Here is a 21746-nt window from a genome sequence, read left to right on the forward strand (position 1 = left end):
CCCATCCCACACTTCCCCCCAGACACCTGGAAAGTTTCGGAGCGACCACTGTGACGCCTGAATCCCACGCCTCGACGGGTACGGACACCCCCCTGGCCGGCCCGCCCCCCGGCTGCCCCGCGCACGGCCTCGGGCCCGGAGGGCTGCACCGGCTGCACGAGTCGGAGGACCTGGCAGGGCTGTACGAGCAGCTGCGGAAGGAGCACGGCCCCGTGGCGCCCGTGCTGCTCCACGACGACGTGCCGATCTGGATCGTGCTCGGCCACGCCGAGAACCTGCACATGGTCCGCTCGCCCACGCAGTTCTGCCGGGACAGCCGTATCTGGACCCCGCTCAGGGACGGCCTGGTCAAGCCCGATCACCCGCTGATGCCGCACATCGCCTGGCAGCCCATCGCCTCGCACGCCGAGGGCGACGAGCACAAGCGGCTGCGCGGCGCGGTTCAGGGCGCCATCTCGACCATCGACTTCCGCAGCCTGCGCCGCTACATCAACCGCAGCACGCAGGCCATCGTCAACCGGTTCTGCGAGGAGGGCGAGGCCGACCTCGTCGGCCAGTTCGCCGAGCACCTGCCGATGGCGGTGATGTGCGAGATCCTCGGCATGCCCGACGAGTACAGCGACCGTCTCGTCGAGGCCGCCCGCGACGCGCTCAAGGGCACCGAGACGGCGATCGCCAGCCACTCCTACGTCATGGACGCCCTGAGCCGGCTCACCGTCAGGCGCCGCGCCCAGCCGGAGGAGGACCTGGCCAGCTACCTGATCACCCACCCGGCCCGGCTCACCGACGACGAGGTCAGGGAGCACCTGCGCCTGGTGCTCTTCGCCGCCTACGAGGCCACCGCCAACCTGCTGTCCAACGTGCTGCTCACGGTGCTGATCGACCCCCGCTTCCGGGCCCAGCTCAACGGCGGCCAGATGACGGTGCCGGAGGCGGTGGAGCAGTCGCTGTGGAACGAGCCGCCGTTCAGCACGGTCTTCGCCTACTTCGCCAAGCAGGAGACCGAGCTGGGCGGGCAGCGCATCCGCCGGGGCGACGGGCTGCTCTTCGCCCCGCTGCCGGCCAACGTCGACCCGCGGGTGCGGCCGGACCTGAAGGCCAGCATGCAGGGCAACCGGTCGCACCTCGCCTTCGGCGGCGGCCCGCACGAGTGCCCCGGCCAGGACATCGGCCGCTCCATCGCCGACGTCGGCGTCGACGCGTTGCTGATGCGGCTGCCCGACGTCGAACTCGACTGCGACGAGGACGAGCTGCGCTGGACGGCGTCCATCGCCTCCCGGCACCTCGTGGCTCTGCCGGTGGCGTTCGCGCCCAAGCCGCCGCAGGACATCACGGAGACGCCGAACCACAACCACGTCCCCGCCCAGCGCTCCGACTGGCAGATCGGCATCACACAGCCGCAGCCGCAGCCTGCACCGGTCGCCGCACAGCCGCAGCCGGCCCCTGCCCCGGCGCAGCCCCAGCCGGCCCCCGTGCCGCCACAGGCCCAGCCTGCGGCGGAGGAACCGGCCCGCCGTAAGGGCGTCTGGCAGCGCTTCCTGAGCTGGTGGCGCGGTTACTGACCGTCCGACGGGCCGTCGTACGTCCCGGCGGCCCACCGGTGGTACGACGCCCAGGCCGCGAGCACCCGGCCGCTGCGGAACAGGTGCTCCCCGCCCGTGACCGGGTCGGTGAACTCCAGGGCCCGGGCCAGCAGTTGGAGCGGGCGCCGGAAGTCACCGGCCGGCACGGGTGCGGTGACCTCGGGGTAGAGCGGGTCGCCGAGGATCGGCACGCCCAGCGCGGCCATGTGCACGCGCAGTTGGTGGGTCTGCCCGGTGCCGGGCCTGAGCCGGTACCGGGCGAGTCCGCCGCTCCCGTCCGGGCGGTGTTCCACGAGCTCGACGCGGCTGACGGCGTTGGGCTCGCCCGCCACCTCCCGGGCGGTGAGCTCGCCGCGCTCCTTCACGATCCGGCTGCGTACGGTCCGGGGGAGCGTGAGGCCGGGATCGTACGGGGCGACGGCCTCGTACTCCTTGCGCACGAGCCGGTCACGGAAGAGCGTCTGGTACGCGCCGCGCTCCTCGGGGCGCACGGTGAACAGCACGAGTCCGGCGGTGAGCCGGTCCAGGCGGTGCGCGGCGGCGAGCGTGGGGATGTCCAGCTCGCGGCGCAGCCGGGCCAGTGCGGTCTCGGCGACATGGCTGCCGCGCGGGGTGGTGGCGAGGAAGTGGGGTTTGTCGACGACGACGATGTGCTCGTCCCGGTACACGACCTCCAGCGGGAACGGCACCGGCACCTCGTCGGGCAGCTCCCGGTGGAACCACACGAACATCCCGGGCACGTACGGTGCGTCCGCCGGCACGGCCCGCCCGTCCGCACCGACGACGAGCCCCGCGTCGAACATGCCGTCGACGGCCCCGTCACCGGCTCCCGAGAGCCGCTCCACCAGATGCTCACGCACCGTGGCCCATGCCCCCGCGGCGGGCAGCCGTACCCGCACCGGATCCACCCCGCGGCGCTGCGGCAGGGGAGCGGGCGGGATGCGCGTCTTCCGTCTCATCGCGGCCCAGCGTACGAGGCGGGCGGGCACGGCGGAAAACCACTGGGGCCGCCCACCGCCCCCTTGCCAGGATGTGGGCATGCCCTTCCTCATCAGCCCGGTCCTGCCCCACGACGTCTTCACCGGCCGGCCGCAGCCCACCCTCGCCACGGGCGACGGACTCCTCCTGCGCCCCTGGCGGGCCGGGGACGCGCCCGCGGTGTACGAGGTCTTCCAGGACCCCGTGATGCACCAGTGGCACGCCCGGAGCGCCGGCTCCGAGGAGGAGGTCGCCGACTGGATCCGGGACTGGCACCAGGCGTGGGAGGAGGGGCGGGAGGCGCAGTGGGCCGTCGTCGACGCGGACTCCGACCGGCTGCTGGGGCGGGTGGCGCTGCGCGAGATACGGCTCGGCGACGGCACGGCGGAGGTGGCGTACTGGACCGTCCCGGCAGCACGGGGCCGGGGCGTCGCCGCCCGGGCCACGACCGCACTCGCCCGGTGGGCGCTCGACGAGATCGGTTTCCACCGTCTCGAACTGCTGCACGCCGTGCGCAACGAGGCCTCCTGCCGGGTCGCCTCCCGGACCGGATTCGCCCTCGAAGGCACCAAGCGCAGCGCCATCCTGCACCAGGACGGCTGGCACGACATGCATCTGCACGCACGCGTGCGGGGCGACTGACCCCGGTGTCCGGGCAGCCCGCGGCAGCCCGGAGGCCGTCAGGCGGCCGGGGTGCTCTCCTGCTCTGACTCGATGCGCGCGTTCCACTCCCGCTTCGAGGCCTGCCAGCCGTCCTCGTTGTGGCCGCGGCGCCAGTAGCCGGAGATCGACAGGTCCTCGCGCGCGATGCCGCGCTCGACGCGGAGCAGCCGGCGCAGCTCCTTCACGAAGTGCGCCTCGCCGTGGACGAAGGCGTGCACCCGGCCCTCGGGGAACTCCAGGTTCCGCACGGCCTCGACGAGCGCCTCGCCGAGCGGCCGGTCACCGCGGTGCAGCCAGACGACCTCCACGTCAGAGTCGATCTTCTGCTCCTCCTCGGGGCCGGAGACCTCCACGAAGGCGTACGCCCTGGCCCCGCGTGGCAGTGCCTCCAGGGAGCGGGCGATCGCCGGCAGCGCGCTCTCGTCGCCGACGAGCAGATGCCAGTCGGCGTCCGGGTCGGGCGCGTACGCCCCACCGGGGCCCATGAACCGCACGGTCTCGCCCGGCTGGACGCGCGCCGCCCACGGGCCGGCCAGGCCCTCGTCGCCGTGGATGACGAAGTCCAGGGTCAGCTCGCGGTGTTCGGCGTCCCAGTGGCGCACCGTGTACGTCCGGGTCACCGGCCACTGCTCGCGCGGCAGCTCCTCGCGGATGCGCTGCAGGTCGAAGGGCTCCGGATAGGTCACGCCCTCCGGTGGGAACAGCAGCTTCACATAGTGGTCGGTGCAGGTGCCCGCCGCGAAGTCGGCGAGGCCCTCGCCGCCGAGCACCACGCGCTGCATGTGCGGGGTCAGCCGCTCGGTGCGGACGACCTGAGCGGAGTGCGGCTTGCGCGGCTGGCGTCCCGGTCGCTCTGCCATGAGGGCCTCCCTGATTTCTTGTGGTTAGGCTTACCTAAGTTAGCACCTCGCCCCCAGTTCAGACCTCTCGTACGCGAAGGTCACGTCGCTCTCTTACCTACGGGTCACGCCGCGAGCGTCGTCAGCAGGCGCTCCAGTGACCCGCCCAGTCCCCAGCGGGCCGCCAGTACCTCCAGCTCCGCGGGGTCGCGAGGCGTCCGCGGCACCGCCGTCGTGACGTCCGGCAGCGGTACGTCGTCCGCGACCCGGACCACCTTCGGCGCGACCGCGAGATACGGGCGCGCCTCGTCCAGCCGCCTGCGCTGCGTCGGCGTCAGCTTCGACCCCCGGTCCTCGACCGCCGCCAGGATCCCGGCCAGGTCCCCGAACTCGGCCAGCAGCTTGGCGGCCGTCTTCTCGCCGATGCCCGGCACGCCGGGCAGGCCGTCGCTGGGGTCGCCGCGCAGCAGGGCCAGATCCGCGTACCCGCTGCCGTCGACCCCATACTTCTCACGGAGCCATGCCTCATCGGTGAGCTGCAGCGTGCCCACGCCCTTCAGCGGGTACAGCACGCGCACCCCGCGTGCGTCGTCGACCAGCTGGTACAGATCGCGGTCGCCCGTGACGATGTCGACCGGCCCCTTCGCCCGCGCGGTGAACGTGCCGATCACGTCGTCGGCCTCGTATCCCGCGACGCCCACGCGCGCGATGCCCACCGCGTCCAGCACCGCCTCGATGACCGGCACCTGCGGCGACAGCATGTCCGGCACCTCCTCCTCGTCCGGGCCGGCCGCGTGCTCCTCGGCGACGCGGTGGGCCTTGTAGGAGGGGATCAGCTCCACCCGCCAGTGCGGACGCCAGTCGGCGTCCATGCAGGCCACGAGGTGGTCCGGCCGGTGATCCCGGACCAGGCGGTCGATGAAGTCGAGCAGCCCGCGCACGGCGTTCACCGGCGTGCCGTCCGGTGCCTTCACCGAGTCCGGGACGCCGAAGTAGGCGCGGAAGTACAGGGAGGCGGTGTCGAGGAGCATCAGTCGTCCGGTCACGTCACGCATCATGCCGTACGCCACCGACAGCGACTCGCCGCTGCGCGACGCGTTGCGATGTGTGCGTTCTGTGTGAAGCGCCCCACTTCCGGGTTTGCCTTCCGGGATCGGGGGGAGGCGCGGCCCCGGAGCGAGGTCGGTTGCGCATTTCAACTGTTTTGCGCCCCGGCCTCGCTGTGTTCTGTTGCCGTCGAACCAAGAGGTGCACGTGTCAGCAAGGCTTCAGGCAGAGAGCCTGTACAAGGTGTTCGGCAGGAGACCGGACCGAGCGGTCGAGCGGCTCCGCGCCGGGGCCGACCGGGAGGAACTGCGCGCCGAGGGCGCGACCGCCGCTGTCATCGACGCGTCCTTCACCGTCGAGCCCGGCCAGATCTTCGTCGTCATGGGCCTGTCCGGATCCGGCAAGTCCACCCTGCTGCGCATGCTGAACGGCCTGCTCGAGCCGACCGCCGGACATGTGCGCTTCGACGGCCAGGACCTGACCGCGCTCGGCGACCGGGAGCTGCGCGAGGTCCGCTCCAGGAAGATCAGCATGGTGTTCCAGCACTTCGCGCTCTTCCCGCACCGCAGCGTCCGCGAGAACGCCGCCTACGGTCTGGAAGTGCAGGGCGTGCCCCGCGCCGAGCGCGTACGCCGCGCCGACGAGGCGCTCGCCCTGTGCGGCCTGGCCGGCTGGGAGAAGTCCTGGCCCGACGAGCTGTCCGGCGGCATGCAGCAGCGCGTCGGTCTCGCCCGCGCCCTCGCCACCGACGCCGACCTGCTGCTGATGGACGAGTCCTTCAGCGCCCTGGACCCGCTGATCCGCCGCGACATGCAGGACCAGCTGCTGGAGCTCCAGCAGAAGCTGAAGAAGACGATCGTCTTCATCACCCACGACCTGAACGAGGCCATGCGCCTCGGCGACCGCATCGCCGTCATGCGCGACGGCCGCATCGTCCAGATCGGCACCGCGCAGGACATCCTGCTGCGGCCGGAGAACGACTACGTCGCCTCCTTCACCCAGGACGTCGACCGCGCCCGCGTGCTGACCACCGGCGAGCTCATGGACACCTCGGTCACCGGCGACGACCCCGGCTGCCACTGCGAGACCGCCACGGCCGACACCCCGCTCACGGAACTGTGCGCGATCAGCGCCCGGCTCACCCACCCCGTCTCGGTCGTGGACGAGGACAACAGGCTGATCGGCGTCGTCCCCCGGCAGCGCCTGGTCGCCTTCCTCGGCGACGAGCAGGACACCACCCCGGAACCCTGCGACTCCCCGCGGGACAAGGGCGGAGAGAAGGTGACCGCCCGTGCCTAGGATTCAGCTCGGCACCTGGGTCAACGACGCGGTCGACTGGCTCACCACCCACATGGGGTGGCTGTTCGACTTCTGCAAGACCGTCTTCCTCGGCCTCTACGACGGCATCAACGCCGTCCTCCAGGCTCCCGAACCGCTGCTCCTCGCCGGCATCTTCGCCGTGGTCGCCTTCTGGCTGCGCGGCACCCTCGCCGGTGTCCTCACCTTCGTGGGATTCGCGTTCATCGACTCCCTCGAACTGTGGGAGAACGCGATGATCACCCTGGCGCTCGTCCTCGTGGCGACCGTCATCGCGCTGGTGATCTCCATACCGGTGGGCATCTGGGCGGCCCGCTCGGACCGCGTCAGCGGTCTGGTCCGGCCCGTCCTGGACTTCATGCAGACGCTGCCCGCGATGGTCTACCTCATCCCGGCGATCCTCTTCTTCGGCACCGGCGCCTCCGCCGGTATCGTCGCCACCCTGATCTTCGCGCTCGCCCCGGGCGTGCGCATGACCGAACTCGGCATCCGCCAGGTCGACAGGGAACTGGTCGAGGCCGCCGACGCGTTCGGCACCACACCCCGCAACATCCTGCTGCGCGTCCAGCTCCCCCTCGCCCTGCCCACGGTCATGGCCGGCGTCAACCAGGTCATCATGCTCGGCCTGTCCATGGCCGCCATCGCCGGCATGGTCGGCACCGGCGGTCTCGGCGGCGACGTCAACCAGGCCATCGGCCAGCTCAACGTCGGCCTGGGCGCCGAGGCCGGTGTCGGCATCGTGATCCTCGCCATCTACCTCGACCGCATGACCAGCGCGCTGGGCACCCAGGTCTCCCCGCTCGGCCGCCGCGCCGCCGCCCGGCTGCGCGCCGCACAGGGGCTGAAGATCTGGTCGTACCGGCCCCGCCCGGCCGTCGCCGTGATCGGCGTCGTCGTCCTCGCCCTCGTCTCCGGCGGCCTGGGCGTCTTCGGCAGCGGCGGCACCGGCTCCACCGCGGCGGCGGGCAGCAAGGACGTCGGCCAGGGCAAGAAGATCAGCATCGGCTACATCCCCTGGGACGAGGGCGTCGCCTCCACCTTCCTCTGGAAGGAGGTCCTGGAGCAGCGCGGCTACCAGGTGGAGGCCAAGCAGCTCGACGCCGGCCCGCTCTACACCTCCCTCGCCCAGGGCGACGTCGACTTCCAGACGGACGCCTGGCTGCCCACGACCCACGCCCAGTACTGGAAGAAGTACGGCAAGCAGCTCGACGACCTGGGCGCCTGGTACGACAAGACGTCCCTGGAGCTCTCGGTGCCCTCCTACATGAAGGGCATCGACTCCCTGGCGGACCTCAAGGGCAAGGCGTCCGAGTTCGGCGGCAAGATCACCGGAATCGAGTCCAGCGCCGGCGAGATGGCCCTGCTCAAGAGCAAGGTCCTCAAGGAGTACGGCCTGGACAAGGAGTACAAGGTCGTCGACAGCTCCACGCCCGCGATGCTGGCCGAGCTGAAGCGCGCGTACGCCAAGAAGGAACCGATCGTCGTCACGCTCTGGTCGCCGCACTGGGCGTACAACGACTACGACCTGAAGAAGCTCAAGGACCCCAAGGGCGCCTGGGGCAAGGGCGACGGCGTGCACACGCTGGCCCGCAAGGGCTTCGCGGACGACGACCCGACGGTCGCCGGCTGGCTGAAGAAGTTCAAGATGAGCGAGAAGGAGCTCACCAGCCTCGAAGCCGAGATCAACAAGGCAGGCAAGGGCAACCAGCAGCAGGCCGTCCGCGCCTGGCTGAAGCAGCACCCCGGCTACGTCGACAAGCTCGCCCCCGTCAAGGGCGCCGGCGGCAGCACGCCCGCCGAGGCGAAGCGGCCGCTGGACGTGGCGTGGTTCCCCTGGGACGAGGACATCGCCGTCACGTACCTGTGGAAGAACGTCCTCGAACGGCGCGGCTACCGGATGAACCTGAAGCAGATGGACGTCGGCCCCGTCTACACGGGTCTGGCCTCGGGCGATCTCGACCTCAACTTCGACGCCTGGCTGCCCTACGCCCAGAAGAACTACTGGGACAAGAACAAGGACCGGCTCAAGGACCTCGGCACCTGGTACGAACCGACCTCCCTGGAGATCGCCGTGCCGTCCTACGTCAAGGGCGTCGACTCCCTTGAGGACCTCAAGGGCAAGGCCGGCACCTTCGACGGGAAGATCATCGGCATCGAGCCGGGCACCGGCGAGATGGACCTGGCGAAGAACAAGGTCCTGCCCGCCTACGGCCTCGACAAGGAGTACGAGGTCGTCGACGGCTCCACCCCGGCCATGCTGGCCGAGCTGAAGCGCGCGTACGCCAAGAAGGAGCCGATCGCCGTCACCCTCTGGTCGCCGCACTGGGCCTACAGCGACTACGAGCTGACCAAGCTGAAGGACCCCAAGAAGGCCTTCGGTGAGGGCAACACGATCCGCACCATCTCCAACGAGAAGTTCCCCGAGGAGTACCCGCAGCTCACGAAGTGGATCAAGAACTTCAAGATGAGCGAGGACGAGCTCGGCAGCCTGGAGAGCGAGATCAAGAACCGCGGCCAGGGCCATGAGGAAGAGGCCGTCGCCGCGTGGCTGAAGCAGCACCCCGACATGGTGGAGCGCATGACGCCGCAGTGAGGCCCGGTACGGGGCGGGGCGCGACACACCGCGTCCCGCCCCGTACGCGTACCCTCACCCGTATCCCACCCGCGGCCCGGACCCAGCAGGATCCGGACAACCACAGAGCGCTACGCCACCCCCCGAACCCCTTCTCCCTCCCTGTTCCTCCCGTAGGAGGAATCGGCGCGCCGCCCTCGAGGGCGGCGGATCCCCTGGCGCGAAGTGTGAGGTCTCACACCGCCCGTCATGACGTCGATGTGACCGGCGCATGCACCGGTTTGCCGAACATGCGTAGGGTGCAGACAACTCAACAGAAGCAGTGCGCCGGGACACCGACGCACCGGGAGCGGATCGACGGGCGAAGGAGGGAGCCGGAGCGATGGGCGACCACAAAGAGCAGCCCCTGCGGGTGGGCGCGGCCGTGCGTCGGCGGCGCCGCGCGCTGGAGCTCACCCTCGCCGTCGTGGCGGAGCGCAGCGGCCTGTCGGTCCCGTTCCTCAGCCAGGTCGAGAACGACCGGGCGCGGCCCAGCACGAGTTCCCTGGAGAAGGTCGCCGACGCCCTGCGCACCACCGCGGTCGAGCTCCTCGCCGCGGCCGACCCGGCCTGCAGCGTGGACGTCGTACGCGCCGACGACACGGAACCGCTGCCCCACCCCCGGACCCGGTCCCTGGTGCGCGGCCACCACCAGATGCACGCCTCCGAGTTCACCGGCGACCATGACGCCGGCCGTGAATTCCAGTACCGCAACGACCAGTTGATGTACGTCGCGGACGGCGCCGTGGAGATCGAGGCGGAGGGCCGCGCCTACCGGCTCGGCCGCGGCGACACGCTGTACCTCACCGGCGGTGTGCGGCACCGCTGGCGGGCGGCGGAGTCCGACACCCGGGTGATCGTCGTCGCCGTGGCCGAACACATCGAGGCCGTCCGGGACCGGCCCCGCCGGTGAGGGTCGTCTCGCTGGTCCCGTCGCTGACCGAGGCCGTGGCCCGGTCCGCGCCCGGCGCCCTGGTCGGCGCCACCGACTGGTGCACGCATCCGCCCGGCCTCGACGTCGTCCGCGTCGGCGGCACGAAGAACCCGAAGACCGACCGGATCGTGTCCCTCGCTCCCGACCTGGTGATCGCCAACGAGGAGGAGAACCGCGAACCCGACCTGGCGGCCCTGCGCGCGGCGGGCGTCGAGGTGCTGGTCACGGAGATCCGCGACGTGCCGCAGGCCTTCCCCGAACTGGCCCGGGTCCTGGACGCCTGCGGGGTGGCGGCCCGCCCGCGCTGGCTGGACGAGGCGGAAGAGACCTGGTCGTCCCTGCCGCGCCCGGCCGCCCGGCTGACGGCGATCGTGCCGATCTGGCGCCGCCCCTGGATGGTCCTGGGCCGCGACACCTTCGCGGGCGACGTCCTGGCGCGCCTCGGTGTCGATCACGTGTACGCGGCGCACCCCGACCGCTACCCGCGCGTCCCGCTGGAGGAACTCCGCGCCGCAGCGCCGGACATGGTGGTCCTTCCCGACGAGCCCTACCGCTTCACCGCGGACGACGGCCCGGAGGCCTTCCCCGGCCTGCCCTGCGCGCTCGTCAGCGGACGGCACCTGACGTGGTACGGGCCGTCGCTGGCCGAGGCGCCACGGGTACTGGGCCGGGCCCTGCGAGCAGCTCGCCCCTGAGCAGCCCGCGCACGGTGCCCACGGCGGCGGTGACCCACGCGGCGACCAGCACCGCGTACAGCACGAGAGCCGGCCCCGTGTAGGCCACGAGCCCGGTGTGCCGGCCCAGCGCCTCGGCGCCCGTGACACAGGTGCCGACCGGGAAGGTGAACGACCACCAGGTCATCGCGAACCGCATCCCGTGCCGCCGGGCGCGCACCACATGGGCGGTGGCGAGGCAGAACCACAGCAGCGCGAACCCCATCACGGGCACGCCGTAGAGCACGGCGAGCACAGCGAAGCCCTGGCTGTACGGCGCCGGTACGACCCCGGGGGCGGCGTCCGCGAACGCGCCGACGGCGGTCGTGGACTGCCCGAGCGGCCCGAGCACCAGGAACAGCGTCGGAGTGAGGGCGAGCGGCAGCGGCCCGCCGGCGATCAGCCGTCCGAAGACCAGCGGCAGCATCACCAGCGTCGCGAGGAGGCTGAGCCCGAACAGGGCGACGCAGACGAGGAGCAGCGTCTCCCGGGGCTGACCGGGAGGCAGATGGCGCACCAGCGGCGGCCCGACGGCGGCGGACACCATGGGCGCGACCAGCGGCAGCAGCCAGACGGGCGTGGCCTGTCCCGGCTCGACACGGTGCCGTACGGCCATCAGATACGGCACCGCGACGGCGGCGGCCAGCCCGATTGCCGTACCGGCGATGAACAGCACGGCGTCGAGCGCGACGGCCGCCCGCAGGCCGATCCAGTCCCGGCCGACGCCGAGGGCGCCCCCGCCGACGGCCAGCAGGGCCATGGCGAGGCAGCCGTAGAAGGGGGCCGTCGCCGGGTCGAGGAGGTGGGCTCGGGCCTGGTCCCGGTGGTGGGCCCAGTGCACGGCCCGGGCGCAGAGCAGGGTGATGAGCAGGACCAGGGAGAGGGCCCAGACACCGGCCAGCGCGCCGCGCAGCCCGGGGAAGTGCGGCGACAGGGCGGTCCCGGCGGTGGCGACGACGGCGGTGCCCATGACGGTGGCGTACCAGTTGGGTCCGAGGTGACGGACCGAGACGGCGCACGGGGGGAGGGGCTGAGCCGGCTGGGCTGCGGTGACCATGACTCCCACGGTCGGGCCGTGGGCACCCCGCCGCCAGGGAGCATGTCTCTATGGCGACATAAGCTGGGTTTATGAGCAGGACGGAAGAGCAGGGCGATATCCCGGCGAACGGGTCTCTCGCACACCGGGTGCCGGATCTGGGCGGCCTGGAGCTGCTGCTGGCGGTGGCGCGGCTCGGCAGCCTCGGCGGGGCGGCGCGGGAGCTCGGCATCACCCAGCCCGCGGCCAGCAGCCGGATCCGGTCGATGGAGCGGCAGCTCGGCGTGGCGCTGGTCGACCGCTCACCGCGCGGGTCCCGGCTCACGGACGCCGGTGCCCTGGTGACGGACTGGGCGCGGCGGATCGTGGAGGCGGCGGAGGCGTTCGACGTGGGGGCGCAGGCGCTGCGCGACCGGCGCGACTCCCGGTTGCGGGTGGCGGCGAGCATGACGATCGCCGAGTATCTGCTGCCGGGCTGGCTGCTCGCGCTGCGCGCCCAGCGGCCCGACACGGCGGTGTCCCTGCATGCCGGGAACTCGACGGTGGTCGCGGAGCGGCTGCTGGCGGACGAGGCGGACCTGGGGTTCGTCGAGGGGCTGACGGTCCCGACGGGGCTGGACTCGGTGGTCATCGCCCATGACCGGCTGATAGTGGTCACGGCGCCTGCCCATCCCTGGGCCCGGCGGCGGCGTTCCCTGGCCGCGGAGGAACTGGCGTCGACCCCGCTGATCCTGCGTGAGAAGGGCTCCGGTACGCGTCAGGTCCTGGACGCGGCGCTGGGCGGGCTGGCCCGGCCGCTGATCGAGCTGTCGTCCACGACTGCCGTCAAGGCGGCGGCGGTGAGCGGGGCGGGGCCGGCGGTGCTGAGCGAACTCGCGGTGGGGGAGGAGCTGGCGATGCGGCGGCTGGTGCGGGTGCCGGTGGAGGGGGTCGCGCTGGCGCGGGACCTTCGGGCGGTGTGGCCGACGGGGCATCGGCCGACGGGTCCGGCCCGGGACCTGTTGTCGCTGACGCGGGGGTAGCTTCCTCGCCCCCGCCGCCCCTACCCGTCCCACCCTCCAGGGGCTCCGCCCCTTCGACCCCGCCAGGGGGCTCCGCCCCCTGGACCCCCGGTCGGCCTGAACGGCCTCGTCCTCAAACGCCGGACGGGCTGGAGGCCGACCCCGCCGCCTCCACCAGCGCCCGCATCACCCGTACGTCCTCGCCCATCTCCGGATGCCACTGCACTCCGAGCACCCAGCCCTCCCGGGACGGCAGTTCCAGCGCCTCCACCGTGCCGTCGTCGGCGTAGGCGGACGGGACGAGTCCCTCGCCCAGGCGGTCCACGGCCTGGTGGTGATACGCCGGCACCGACGTCTCCTCCGGCACGACACCGGCGTACAGACTCCCCGGCACCGGCTTGACCGCATGGCTGCCGAAGACGCCGACGACCTCCGCATGACCGTCGAGGTGCTGCACCAGCGTCCCGCCCAGGGCGACGTTCAGCAGTTGCATACCCCGGCAGATGCCGAGCAGCGGGACGCGCGCCGTGAGGGCCGCGTCGATCAGGGCCAGCTCCCACGCGTCCCGCTCCCGCGCCGGCGGCCCGGTGCGGGGGTGCGGCTCGGCGCCGTACCGTACGGGCTCCACGTCCGGGCCGCCCGCGATGACCAGCCCGTCCAGCCGGGCCACGGCCGCGGCCGCGTACGCCGGGTCGTCCGGAGGGAGCATCGCGGCCAGACCGCCCGCCCGCTGCACGAGCCGGGGATAGCCGACCGGCAGCAGCGCGGCCTCCAGTTCCCACACCCCCCAGCGCGCACCCGCCTCCAGATACGTGCTGACCCCGATCAACGGCCTGGCCACAGAAACTCCCCTCACACTCGATGTCTCAGTCCCGTGTCAACTCTGCCTCGGCCGCGGCCAGCGCCGCGAACTCCTCCTCCGGTGCCTTCGCCACCAGCCGCTTCCGGCTGTACAGACCGAAGTACGCGAGGGCCACGACGTACACCGCGAGCGCGATCAACGCCGCCGTCACATCCACCAGGAACGTCGCCACCAGCGCCGCACAGGCCAGCACCAGGGCGACGGAGGAGGTCAGGACCCCGCCCGGCGTGCGGTACGGCCGCGGCAGCTCCGGCTCGCGGCGGCGCAGCACGATGTGCGACAGGGACATCAGGGCGTAGGAGATGGTCGCGCCGAAGACGGCGATGTTCAGCATCCGCGCGCCGTTGCCGGACGCCGCCGCCAGCAGGAAGCCGATCGTGCCGGGCACCAGCAGTCCCAGGTACGGCGCCTTGCGGCGGCTGGTGAGGGACAGGAAGCGGGGCAGGTAGCCCGCGCGGGACAGGGCGAACAGCTGGCGCGAGCCCGCGTAGATCAGGGAGAAGAACGACGCCACCAGGCCGGCCAGCCCCGCGTAGTTCACGATCCGGCTCAGGGTCGTCGCCCTGCCGTCCGGCTGGAGCGCCTCGACGAGCGGGTTGCCCGCCTCCTGGATCGCCGCGGAGCCGCGTGTCCCTGCCGCCGCGAAGAAGGTCACCACGGCAAGTACCACCAGGATGCCCATCGACCAGCGGATCGCCTTCGGCAGCGTACGGGCCGGGTCCCGCGTCTCCTCGGCGGCCAGCGGCACGCCCTCGACGCCCAGGAAGAACCACATGCCGAACGGGAACGCCGCCCAGATGCCGAGCAGGCCGAACGGGAGCCAGGAGCTCGACCCCGCGGCGGAGGAGTCGACCGGGATGTCGTCCAGCGCGGCGAACGAGAAGTCGGGCAGCGCCGCCAGCGCGAACACGATCAGGGCGGCCACCGCGATGCCGGTGACGACGAAGCTGAAGCGCAGCGCCTCGCCGACGCCCCAGAGGTGGATGCCGAGGAAGATCGCGAAACAGACCAGGTACACCGGCCAGCCGGACTCCAGGCCGAACAGGCCCAGCGACTCGACGTAGTCGCCGATGAAGATGACGATGGCGGCGGGTGCGAGGACGTACTCGATGAGGATCGCCGTACCGGTCAGGAAGCCGCCCCACGGGCCGAGCGCCCGGCGGGCGAAGCCGTAGCCGCCGCCGGCCGTCGGCAGGATCGAGGACAGTTCGGCGAGGGCGAAGACCATGCACGCGTACATCGCGCCCATGAGCACCATGGCGATCGCGAGGCCGCCGAAGCCGCCCTCGGCCAGGCCGAAGTTCCAGCCCGAGTAGTCACCGGAGACGACGTAGGCGACGCCGAGACCGGTCAGCAGCACCCAGCCGGCGCTGCCGCGGCGAAGTGCCCTGCGTTCCAGATAGTCGTCCGTCTGTGCGGCGGCGGGTGGGCTGGTGGATTCCTGGGACATGGGCAGACTCCCGAGCTCCGGCTCAATGGAATGGATCCATACCTTTTCGGTGCCGACCGGGGAATGGCAATACCCGTGCGTTAATCGCCCGTAAATCCTCACGAGCCGAGCCGAGCCGAGCCGAGCCGAGCCGAGTCGCGCGCCCTGGCACGGCTCAGCCGAGGAAGCCGCGCAGCAGTGCCGCCGTGCCCGCGCAGTGCTCGCGCGTGATCTCCCGCGCCTGGTCGGCATCGCCCTCGATCACGGCCTCCACCAGGGCCGTGTGCTGCCGCTGCGAGTGCTCGAGGTTGCGCACCAGCAGCGGGATGCAGTCGAGCAGGTCGTTCACGGTCGCGCGGACGGCCGCGTACTGGGCGGTGAGCGTGGGGGAGCCGGACAGCTCGGCGAGCGTGAGGTGCAGCAGCGTGTCCAGGCGGCGGTAGTCGGCGAGCGGGGCGTCGTGCGTGCGCGCCAGGGCCTCCCGGAGCCGCTGCGCCTGCTTGTCCTCCAGCCCGTGCGCCGCGCACAGCCCCGCCGCGCCGACCTCCAGCACCTCCCGGAACCGCAGCACGTCCTCTATGTCGACCTCGGAGATCCGGCGCCGCAGCTCGTCCTCGCCGCCGGCGTCGTGACGCGGCAGCACGAACGTGCCGCCGTACCGGCCCCGCCGCGACTCCACCAGCCCCTGGTCCTGGAGCACCTTCAACACCTCGCGCAGCGTCACCCGGCTGATCCCCAGCCGCTCCGCCAGCTCCCGCTCGGCCGGCAGCCGCTCGCCCCCCGGCACCAGGCCCAGCCGTACGACCTGGAGGATCTGCTCCAGCGCCTCCTCGAAGCCGTTGCCCGCGCGCACCGGACGCAGCACCGGCGTCAGCCCGTCCCGCATCCCGCCAGCTTCCTCCGGCATGTGGCCGTACCCCCTTCCCAAGCAATGGTTCTCCGCAATACCTTATGGTCTCCGGCGGACCCAAGGAGCCAAGGAGGCCCTCCCGTGGCAGACCGCACACCCCCGCTGAGCGTCGAGGAACTGCACGCCCTCGTCGCCGGCGGTGAGATCGACACTGTCGTCCTGGCCTTCCCCGACATGCAAGGGCGGCTCCAGGGCAAGCGGTTCGCCGCGCGCTTCTTCCTCGACGAGGTCCTCCAGCACGGCACGGAGGGCTGCAACTACCTGCTCGCCGTCGACACCGAGATGAACACCGTCGACGGCTACGCGATGTCCTCCTGGGACCGCGGCTACGGCGACTTCGCCATGCACCCGGACCTGAGCACCCTGCGCCGCGTCCCCTGGAACGAGGGCACGGCCATGCTCCACGCCGACCTCGCCTGGAACGACGGTTCGCCCGTGGTCGCCGCACCCCGGCAGATCCTGCGCCGCCAGCTGGAGCGCCTCGCCGAACTCGGCTACACCGCCCAGGTCGGCACCGAGCTGGAGTTCATCGTCTTCAAGGACACCTACGAACAGGCCTGGGACGCGGGCTACAGAGGGCTGACCCCGGCCAACCAGTACAACATCGACTACTCGGTGCTCGGCACCGGCCGCATCGAGCCCCTGCTGCGCCGCATCCGCAACGAGATGGCGGCCGCCGGCCTCACCGTGGAGTCCGCCAAGGGCGAGTGCAACCCCGGCCAGCACGAGATCGCCTTCCGCTACGACGAGGCCCTGGTCACGTGCGACCAGCACGCCGTCTACAAGACCGGCGCCAAGGAGATCGCCGCCCAGGAGGGCATGTCGATCACCTTCATGGCCAAGTACAACGAGCGCGAGGGCAACTCCTGCCACATCCACCTCTCGCTCGCCGACGCGGACGGCACCAACGCCATGGCAGGCGACGGCGAAGACGGGATGTCGGACGTCATGCGCCACTTCCTCGCCGGCCAGCTCGCCGCCCTGCGCGACTTCTCCCTCCTCTACGCCCCCAACATCAACTCCTACAAGCGGTTCCAGCCCGGCTCCTTCGCCCCGACCGCCGTCGCCTGGGGCCATGACAACCGCACCTGCGCGCTGCGCGTGGTCGGCCACGGCCGCTCGATGCGCTTCGAGAACCGGCTGCCCGGCGGAGACGTCAACCCCTACCTCGCCGTCGCCGGACTGGTCGCGGCCGGGCTGCACGGCATCGAGCAGAAGCTGGAACTGCCCGAGCCCTGCCCCGGCAACGCCTACACCGCCGACTTCGCCCACGTCCCCACCACCCTGCGCGAGGCCGCCGAGCTCTGGGAGAACAGCCCCATCGCCAAGGCCGCCTTCGGGGACGAGGTCGTCGCCCACTACCGCAACATGGCGCGCGTCGAACTGGACGCCTTCGACGCCGCGGTGACCGACTGGGAGCTGCGCCGCTCCTTCGAACGCATGTGAGGCCCTTCTTGTCTTCCGAGCACCTACTGGAAGTACTGAACCCCGCGACCGAGGAGGTCGTCGCCGCCGTCGCCGGTGCGAGTCCGGCCGACGTCGACACGGCCGTCACCTGGGCCGCCCGGGCACAGCGGACCTGGGCCGCCCTCGCCCCCGCGGACCGCGCCCGGCTGCTGCGCCGCTTCGCGGCCACCGTCGACGAGCACCTGGAGGAACTGGCCCGACTGGAGGTCCGGGAGGCCGGCCACACCATCGGCAACGCCCGCTGGGAGGCGGGCAACGTCCGTGACCTGCTGGACTACGCGGCCGGGGGAGTGGAGCGGCTCACCGGCCGGCAGATCCCGGTGCCCGGCGGCCTGGACGTCACGATCCTCGAACCGCTCGGCGTCGTCGGCGTGATCGCGCCCTGGAACTTCCCCATGCCCATCGCGGCCTGGGGCACCGCCCCCGCCCTCGCGGCCGGGAACGCGGTCCTCCTCAAGCCCGCCGAGACCACCCCGCTCACCGCCCTGCGCCTCGCGGAACTGGCCCTGGAGGCCGGGCTCCCCGAGCACCTCTTCCAGGTGCTGCCGGGACGCGGTGACATCACGGGCGACGCCCTGGTCCGGCACCCCGGAGTCGCCAAGATCGTCTTCACCGGCTCGACCCGGACCGGGACGCGCGTCGCGGCCCTCGGCGCCGAGCAGATCAAGCCGGTCACTCTCGAACTCGGCGGCAAGAGCCCGAACATCGTCTTCGCCGACGCCGACCTGAAGACCGCCGTCGACCCCTTCTCCTTCCTGGACAACTCCGGCCAGGACTGCTGCGCCCGCACCCGCATCCTGGTCCAGGAGACGGTGTACGACGAGGTACGCGAGCTGCTCGCCGAGACGCTGGCCGCCGTGGTGGTGGGCGACCCGGCCGACGAGAAGACCCAGATGGGCCCGCTGATCTCCCGGCAGCAACTCGACCGCGTCCGCGGCTTCGTTCCCGACGACGCCCCCGCCCTGCGCGGCAGCGCCCCCGAGGGGCCCGGCTTCTGGTTCCCGCCGACCGTCCTCACCGCGGAGAGCCCCGACTCGCCCGCGGCCTGCGAGGAGATCTTCGGCCCCGTCGCCGTCCTCCTGCCCTTCACCGACGAGGCCGACGCGATCCGGCTGGCCAACGACACCCCTTACGGCCTCTCCGGCTCCATCTGGACCCGGGACATCGGCCGCGCCCTGCGCGTCTCCCAGGCCGTCCGCGCCGGCAACCTGTCCGTCAACTCCCACGCCAGCGTCCGCTACTGGACCCCCTTCGGCGGCTACAAGCAATCGGGCGTCGGCCGCGAGCTCGGCCCCGAGGCCCTGGCCGCCTTCACCGAAACCAAGAACGTCTTCATCAGCACGGAGGGCCCCGCACAGTGACCGCTCAGGAAAGCATCTGCCGCCGGCTGGTCGGCCGCAGCGCCGTCGTCACGGGAGCCGGCAGCGGCATCGGCCTCGCCGCCGCCCGCCGCCTCGCCTCCGAGGGAGCGCACGTCGTCTGCGGCGACGTCGACGAGGTCCGCGGCAAGGCCGCCGCCGAGGAGACCGGCGGCATCTTCGTGAAGGTGGACGTCACCGACCCCGAGCAGGTGGAGGCCCTCTTCAAGGCGGCCCACGACACCTACGGCAGCGTCGACATCGCCTTCAACAACGCCGGCATCTCCCCGCCCGACGACGACTCCATCCTGGAGACCGGCCTGGAGGCCTGGAAGCGCGTTCAGGAGGTCAACCTCACCTCCGTCTACCTGTGCTGCAAGGCCGCGATCCCCTACATGCAGCGCCAGGGCAAGGGCTCGATCATCAACACGGCGTCCTTCGTGGCGAGGATGGGCGCCGCCACCAGCCAGATCTCGTACACGGCCTCCAAGGGCGGCGTCCTCGCCATGTCCCGTGAGCTGGGCGTGCAGTTCGCCCGGGAGGGCATCCGGGTCAACGCCCTGTGCCCCGGCCCGGTCAACACCCCGCTCCTCCAGGAGCTGTTCGCCAAGGACCCGGAGCGCGCCGCGCGCCGTCTGGTGCACATCCCGCTGGGCCGGTTCGCCGAGGCCGAGGAGATCGCCGCCGCCGTGGCCTTCCTCGCCAGCGACGACTCCTCCTTCGTGAACGCCACCGACTTCCTGGTCGACGGCGGGATCGCGGGGGCATACGTCACACCTCTGTAAGCGCCGTGCCCGGACCGCCGGGCTCTCGCTCTACAGTGCCGGGATGAGCATGACGCCACCGCCCGGCTGGTATCCCGACCCGCACGGCCCCCATCTGGAACGCTGGTGGGACGGCACGGCCTGGACCGAGCACCGCCGTGCGCCCGAGGCCCCGACAGGCCCGGTGCCCCCGCCTCCGGGCGGCGGCACCGGGCGTGCGAAGGCCGTCGCCCTCATCGCCGCCGGGGCCGTCCTCGTCGCGGCGATCGTCACCGGGGCCGTCGTGCTGAGCGGCGACGGCGACGGCGCGGAGACGCGGACGGCCCCGACGTCCGCGCCCCCGGCCCCGAACGGACCGCCGGCGACGACACCCGAGGCGTCCCCGTCCACGTCCGAGCCGGCCGCCGACGACCCGGCCGTCGTCGAGGACCAGCTCAACGGCGTCACCTTCCCGCTGCTCGACGGCTGGGTCCGGCCGCAGTACGTGGCCCAGGACGACGTCGTCATGACGACCGACGGCACCTACGACTGCCCCGGCGGCGTCGGCCTCTGCCGCCACGGCCTCGTCTTCTCCCGCACGGTGACCGAGAACGACGAGAAGTCCCCCGAGGCCCTCGCCAAGGCGGACATCAAGGACGCGGCCGACGAGGCCTACGACCGCGACAGGCTCGGCCGCGAGCTCTACGGGGGCATCGAGTCGCACCAGCAGGTCAAGTCCGGGCCGGTCGCGGTGGCGGGCCGCGCCGGGTACCTCGTGCGCTGGCGCGTGCGGACCGCCAAGGGGCCGGGCGGCTACGTGCAGTCGCTCGTCTTCCCGTCCAGCGTCGGCACCGAGTCGCCCGTCCTCGTCCGCTACGTCTTCGACGCGGGCGAGGACGGGCCGCCGCTCGCCGACATGGAGCGCATCACCGAGGGCATCCGGCCGTTCGGCGACGCGGACACCGGCGGCGGCGTGGGCAGCAGCATCGGCCCGTCGGACTGACGGCACCGACCGCGCGGCCGCTACAGGAAGGTGTGCCCCTCGCCGCGGTACGTCGGCACGGTCGCCGTCACGGCGTCCCCCTCGACCAGGTGCAGCACGTCGAACCGCTCGCACAGCTCACCGGCCTTCGCGTGCCGGAACCACACCTTGTCGCCGATCAGCAGGTCGTCGGCGGGCGAGCCGAGCAGCGGCGTCTGCACCTCACCGGCCCCCTCCTGAGGGTCGTAGCGCAACCCCTCCGGCAGATACGGCACGGGCAGCCGGTCGGGCCCGGCCGCGCCGGAGGCGGGGTACCCGCCACCGAGGACCGTCACGACCCCGACGCCCGGCCGCCGAACCACGGGCTGGGCGAAGAGGGCCGCCGGACGCCCGCTGAACGACGTGTAGTTGTCGAACAGCCGCGGCACGTACAGCCCCGACCCGGCGCCGATCTCGGTCACCGCGTCCTCGGCCGCCGTGTGCTGCACCGAGCCCGTGCCGCCGCCGTTGACGAACTGCAGACCCGGCACGACGGCCCGCACCGCACGCACCACCTCCGCACGCCGCTCGGCGAGTTCACGCTTGGCGGCGGCCTGCATCAGCCGGATGGCACGCGACCGCAGCGGACGCCCGGCCACGGCGTCCCCGACACCGGCGACGTGCCCCTCGTACGCCATGATCCCCACGACCTCGAAGCCCGGCCGGCGGGCCACGGCCCGGGCCACGTCGGCGACCTGGGCGGGGGAGTGCAGCGGCGAACGCCGGGCGCCGACGCGCACCCGCCCGCCGAGCAGCTTCAGTGAGGTGTCCAACTCCAGGCAGACACGCACGACTTCACGACCGCCGCCCCGCGAGGCGTCGATGAGATCGAGCTGGGCGACATCGTCGACCATCACCGTCACGGCGGCGGCGAGCTTGGGATCACCGGCGAGTTCGGCGTACGCGGCCCGGTCCGCGGACGGGTAGGCGAGCAGCACGTCGTCGAAGCCCGAGCGCGCCAGCCACAGCGACTCGGCGAGGGTGAACGACATGATCCCCGCGAAACCGTCCCGGGCCAGCACCCGTTCCAGCAGCGCCCGGCATCGCACCGACTTGCTGGCGACCCGTACGGGCTTGCCCCCGGCGCGACGGGCCAGATCGGCGGCGTTGGCGTCGAAGGCGTCCAGGTCCACGATCGCGAGAGGGGCGTCGAGATGGGCGGTGGCCCGGTCGTAACGGGCCCGGTCGGAGGCGCGCGCAGTCATGAACGCAGCCTGCCAGACTGGATTACCGC

The 21746-nt window shown here is 72.2% G+C and carries 19 protein-coding genes; 11 read left to right on the forward strand and 8 right to left on the reverse strand.

Going from position 1 to position 21746, the window contains the following annotated elements; all coding sequences use genetic code 11:
- Positions 1-50 precede the first annotated feature (50 nt).
- Positions 51-1562, forward strand: a complete 1512-nt coding sequence (locus tag ACH4G3_RS32900; RefSeq protein ID WP_397627925.1) for a cytochrome P450 — start codon at positions 51-53, stop codon at positions 1560-1562.
- Here ACH4G3_RS32900 and ACH4G3_RS32905 read toward each other — a convergent pair.
- The gene (locus ACH4G3_RS32905) at positions 1556-2542 is read right to left on the reverse strand and encodes an RluA family pseudouridine synthase (RefSeq protein WP_397627926.1); all 987 of its coding nucleotides are present in this window, start codon (positions 2540-2542) and stop codon (positions 1556-1558) included. The two genes, ACH4G3_RS32900 and ACH4G3_RS32905, sit on opposite strands and share 7 nt — an antisense overlap.
- A 79-nt stretch (positions 2543-2621) precedes the next feature.
- On the opposite strand from ACH4G3_RS32905, the gene ACH4G3_RS32910 reads away from it, so the two are divergent.
- Positions 2622-3203: a GNAT family N-acetyltransferase gene (locus ACH4G3_RS32910; RefSeq protein ID WP_397627927.1), complete on the forward strand. Its 582-nt coding sequence runs from the start codon at positions 2622-2624 to the stop codon at positions 3201-3203.
- A gap of 38 nt (positions 3204-3241) precedes the next feature.
- Here the strand turns inward: ACH4G3_RS32910 and ACH4G3_RS32915 are convergent, their stop codons facing one another.
- Positions 3242-4084 (reverse strand): siderophore-interacting protein, encoded by an 843-nt coding sequence (locus ACH4G3_RS32915; protein WP_397627928.1) that lies wholly within the window; start codon positions 4082-4084, stop codon positions 3242-3244.
- A 104-nt stretch (positions 4085-4188) separates the two neighbouring features.
- A complete protein-coding gene (locus tag ACH4G3_RS32920) occupies positions 4189-5118 on the reverse strand; it encodes a 5'-3' exonuclease (protein ID WP_397628128.1) in 930 nt (309 codons plus the stop codon).
- A gap of 199 nt (positions 5119-5317) precedes the next feature.
- Here ACH4G3_RS32920 and ACH4G3_RS32925 point away from each other — a divergent pair, with 199 nt between their 5' ends.
- The 4 genes from ACH4G3_RS32925 to ACH4G3_RS32940 all read left to right on the forward strand — a co-directional run bounded on the left by ACH4G3_RS32925 (position 5318) and on the right by ACH4G3_RS32940 (position 10667).
- A complete protein-coding gene (locus ACH4G3_RS32925) occupies positions 5318-6409 on the forward strand; it encodes a quaternary amine ABC transporter ATP-binding protein (RefSeq protein WP_397627929.1) in 1092 nt (363 codons plus the stop codon).
- The gene (locus tag ACH4G3_RS32930) at positions 6402-9020 is read left to right on the forward strand and encodes an ABC transporter permease/substrate binding protein (protein WP_397627930.1); all 2619 of its coding nucleotides are present in this window, start codon (positions 6402-6404) and stop codon (positions 9018-9020) included. The genes ACH4G3_RS32925 and ACH4G3_RS32930 overlap by 8 nt, the downstream gene beginning before the upstream one ends.
- 361 nt (positions 9021-9381) lie before the next feature.
- Positions 9382-9951, forward strand: coding sequence for a helix-turn-helix domain-containing protein (locus ACH4G3_RS32935; RefSeq protein WP_020270274.1), 570 nt, complete (start codon positions 9382-9384; stop codon positions 9949-9951).
- Entirely contained in the window at positions 9948-10667 is a 720-nt protein-coding gene (locus tag ACH4G3_RS32940) for a helical backbone metal receptor (protein ID WP_397627931.1), read from the forward strand. The genes ACH4G3_RS32935 and ACH4G3_RS32940 overlap by 4 nt, the downstream gene beginning before the upstream one ends.
- Here ACH4G3_RS32940 and ACH4G3_RS32945 read toward each other — a convergent pair.
- Positions 10579-11742 (reverse strand): TDT family transporter, encoded by a 1164-nt coding sequence (locus tag ACH4G3_RS32945; protein WP_397627932.1) that lies wholly within the window; start codon positions 11740-11742, stop codon positions 10579-10581. The two genes, ACH4G3_RS32940 and ACH4G3_RS32945, sit on opposite strands and share 89 nt — an antisense overlap.
- A 71-nt stretch (positions 11743-11813) precedes the next feature.
- On the opposite strand from ACH4G3_RS32945, the gene ACH4G3_RS32950 reads away from it, so the two are divergent.
- Positions 11814-12743 (forward strand): LysR family transcriptional regulator, encoded by a 930-nt coding sequence (locus ACH4G3_RS32950; RefSeq protein WP_397627933.1) that lies wholly within the window; start codon positions 11814-11816, stop codon positions 12741-12743.
- Between the two features lie 112 nt (positions 12744-12855).
- On the opposite strand, the gene ACH4G3_RS32955 is transcribed toward ACH4G3_RS32950, so the two are convergent.
- The 3 genes from ACH4G3_RS32955 to ACH4G3_RS32965 all read right to left on the reverse strand — a co-directional run bounded on the left by ACH4G3_RS32955 (position 12856) and on the right by ACH4G3_RS32965 (position 15920).
- Positions 12856-13551 (reverse strand): gamma-glutamyl-gamma-aminobutyrate hydrolase family protein, encoded by a 696-nt coding sequence (locus ACH4G3_RS32955; RefSeq protein ID WP_397628129.1) that lies wholly within the window; start codon positions 13549-13551, stop codon positions 12856-12858.
- Positions 13552-13588: 37 nt separating this feature from the next.
- Positions 13589-15034, reverse strand: a complete 1446-nt coding sequence (gene eat / locus ACH4G3_RS32960; RefSeq protein WP_397627934.1) for an ethanolamine permease — start codon at positions 15032-15034, stop codon at positions 13589-13591.
- Between the two features lie 154 nt (positions 15035-15188).
- Positions 15189-15920 (reverse strand): FadR/GntR family transcriptional regulator, encoded by a 732-nt coding sequence (locus tag ACH4G3_RS32965; protein WP_397627935.1) that lies wholly within the window; start codon positions 15918-15920, stop codon positions 15189-15191.
- Positions 15921-16004: 84 nt separating this feature from the next.
- On the opposite strand from ACH4G3_RS32965, the gene ACH4G3_RS32970 reads away from it, so the two are divergent.
- From ACH4G3_RS32970 to ACH4G3_RS32985, 4 genes are read left to right on the forward strand one after another with little or no spacing between them, the layout of a single operon-like run.
- The gene (locus ACH4G3_RS32970) at positions 16005-17369 is read left to right on the forward strand and encodes a glutamine synthetase family protein (protein WP_397627936.1); all 1365 of its coding nucleotides are present in this window, start codon (positions 16005-16007) and stop codon (positions 17367-17369) included.
- Positions 17370-17377: 8 nt separating this feature from the next.
- A complete protein-coding gene (locus ACH4G3_RS32975; protein ID WP_397627937.1) occupies positions 17378-18751 on the forward strand; it encodes an aldehyde dehydrogenase family protein in 1374 nt (457 codons plus the stop codon).
- Entirely contained in the window at positions 18748-19533 is a 786-nt protein-coding gene (locus ACH4G3_RS32980) for a 3-oxoacyl-ACP reductase (protein ID WP_397627938.1), read from the forward strand. The genes ACH4G3_RS32975 and ACH4G3_RS32980 overlap by 4 nt, the downstream gene beginning before the upstream one ends.
- Before the next feature lie 49 nt (positions 19534-19582).
- Positions 19583-20494, forward strand: coding sequence for a DUF2510 domain-containing protein (locus ACH4G3_RS32985; RefSeq protein WP_397628130.1), 912 nt, complete (start codon positions 19583-19585; stop codon positions 20492-20494).
- Positions 20495-20514: 20 nt separating this feature from the next.
- On the opposite strand, the gene ACH4G3_RS32990 is transcribed toward ACH4G3_RS32985, so the two are convergent.
- Positions 20515-21717 carry an amino acid deaminase/aldolase gene (locus ACH4G3_RS32990; protein ID WP_397627939.1) on the reverse strand — a complete coding sequence of 401 codons (1203 nt, stop codon included), beginning with the start codon at positions 21715-21717 and terminating at the stop codon, positions 20515-20517.
- Positions 21718-21746: the final 29 nt, after the last annotated feature.

The organism is Streptomyces afghaniensis (assembly GCF_044327915.1).
Taxonomy (GTDB): domain Bacteria; phylum Actinomycetota; class Actinomycetes; order Streptomycetales; family Streptomycetaceae; genus Streptomyces; species Streptomyces afghaniensis.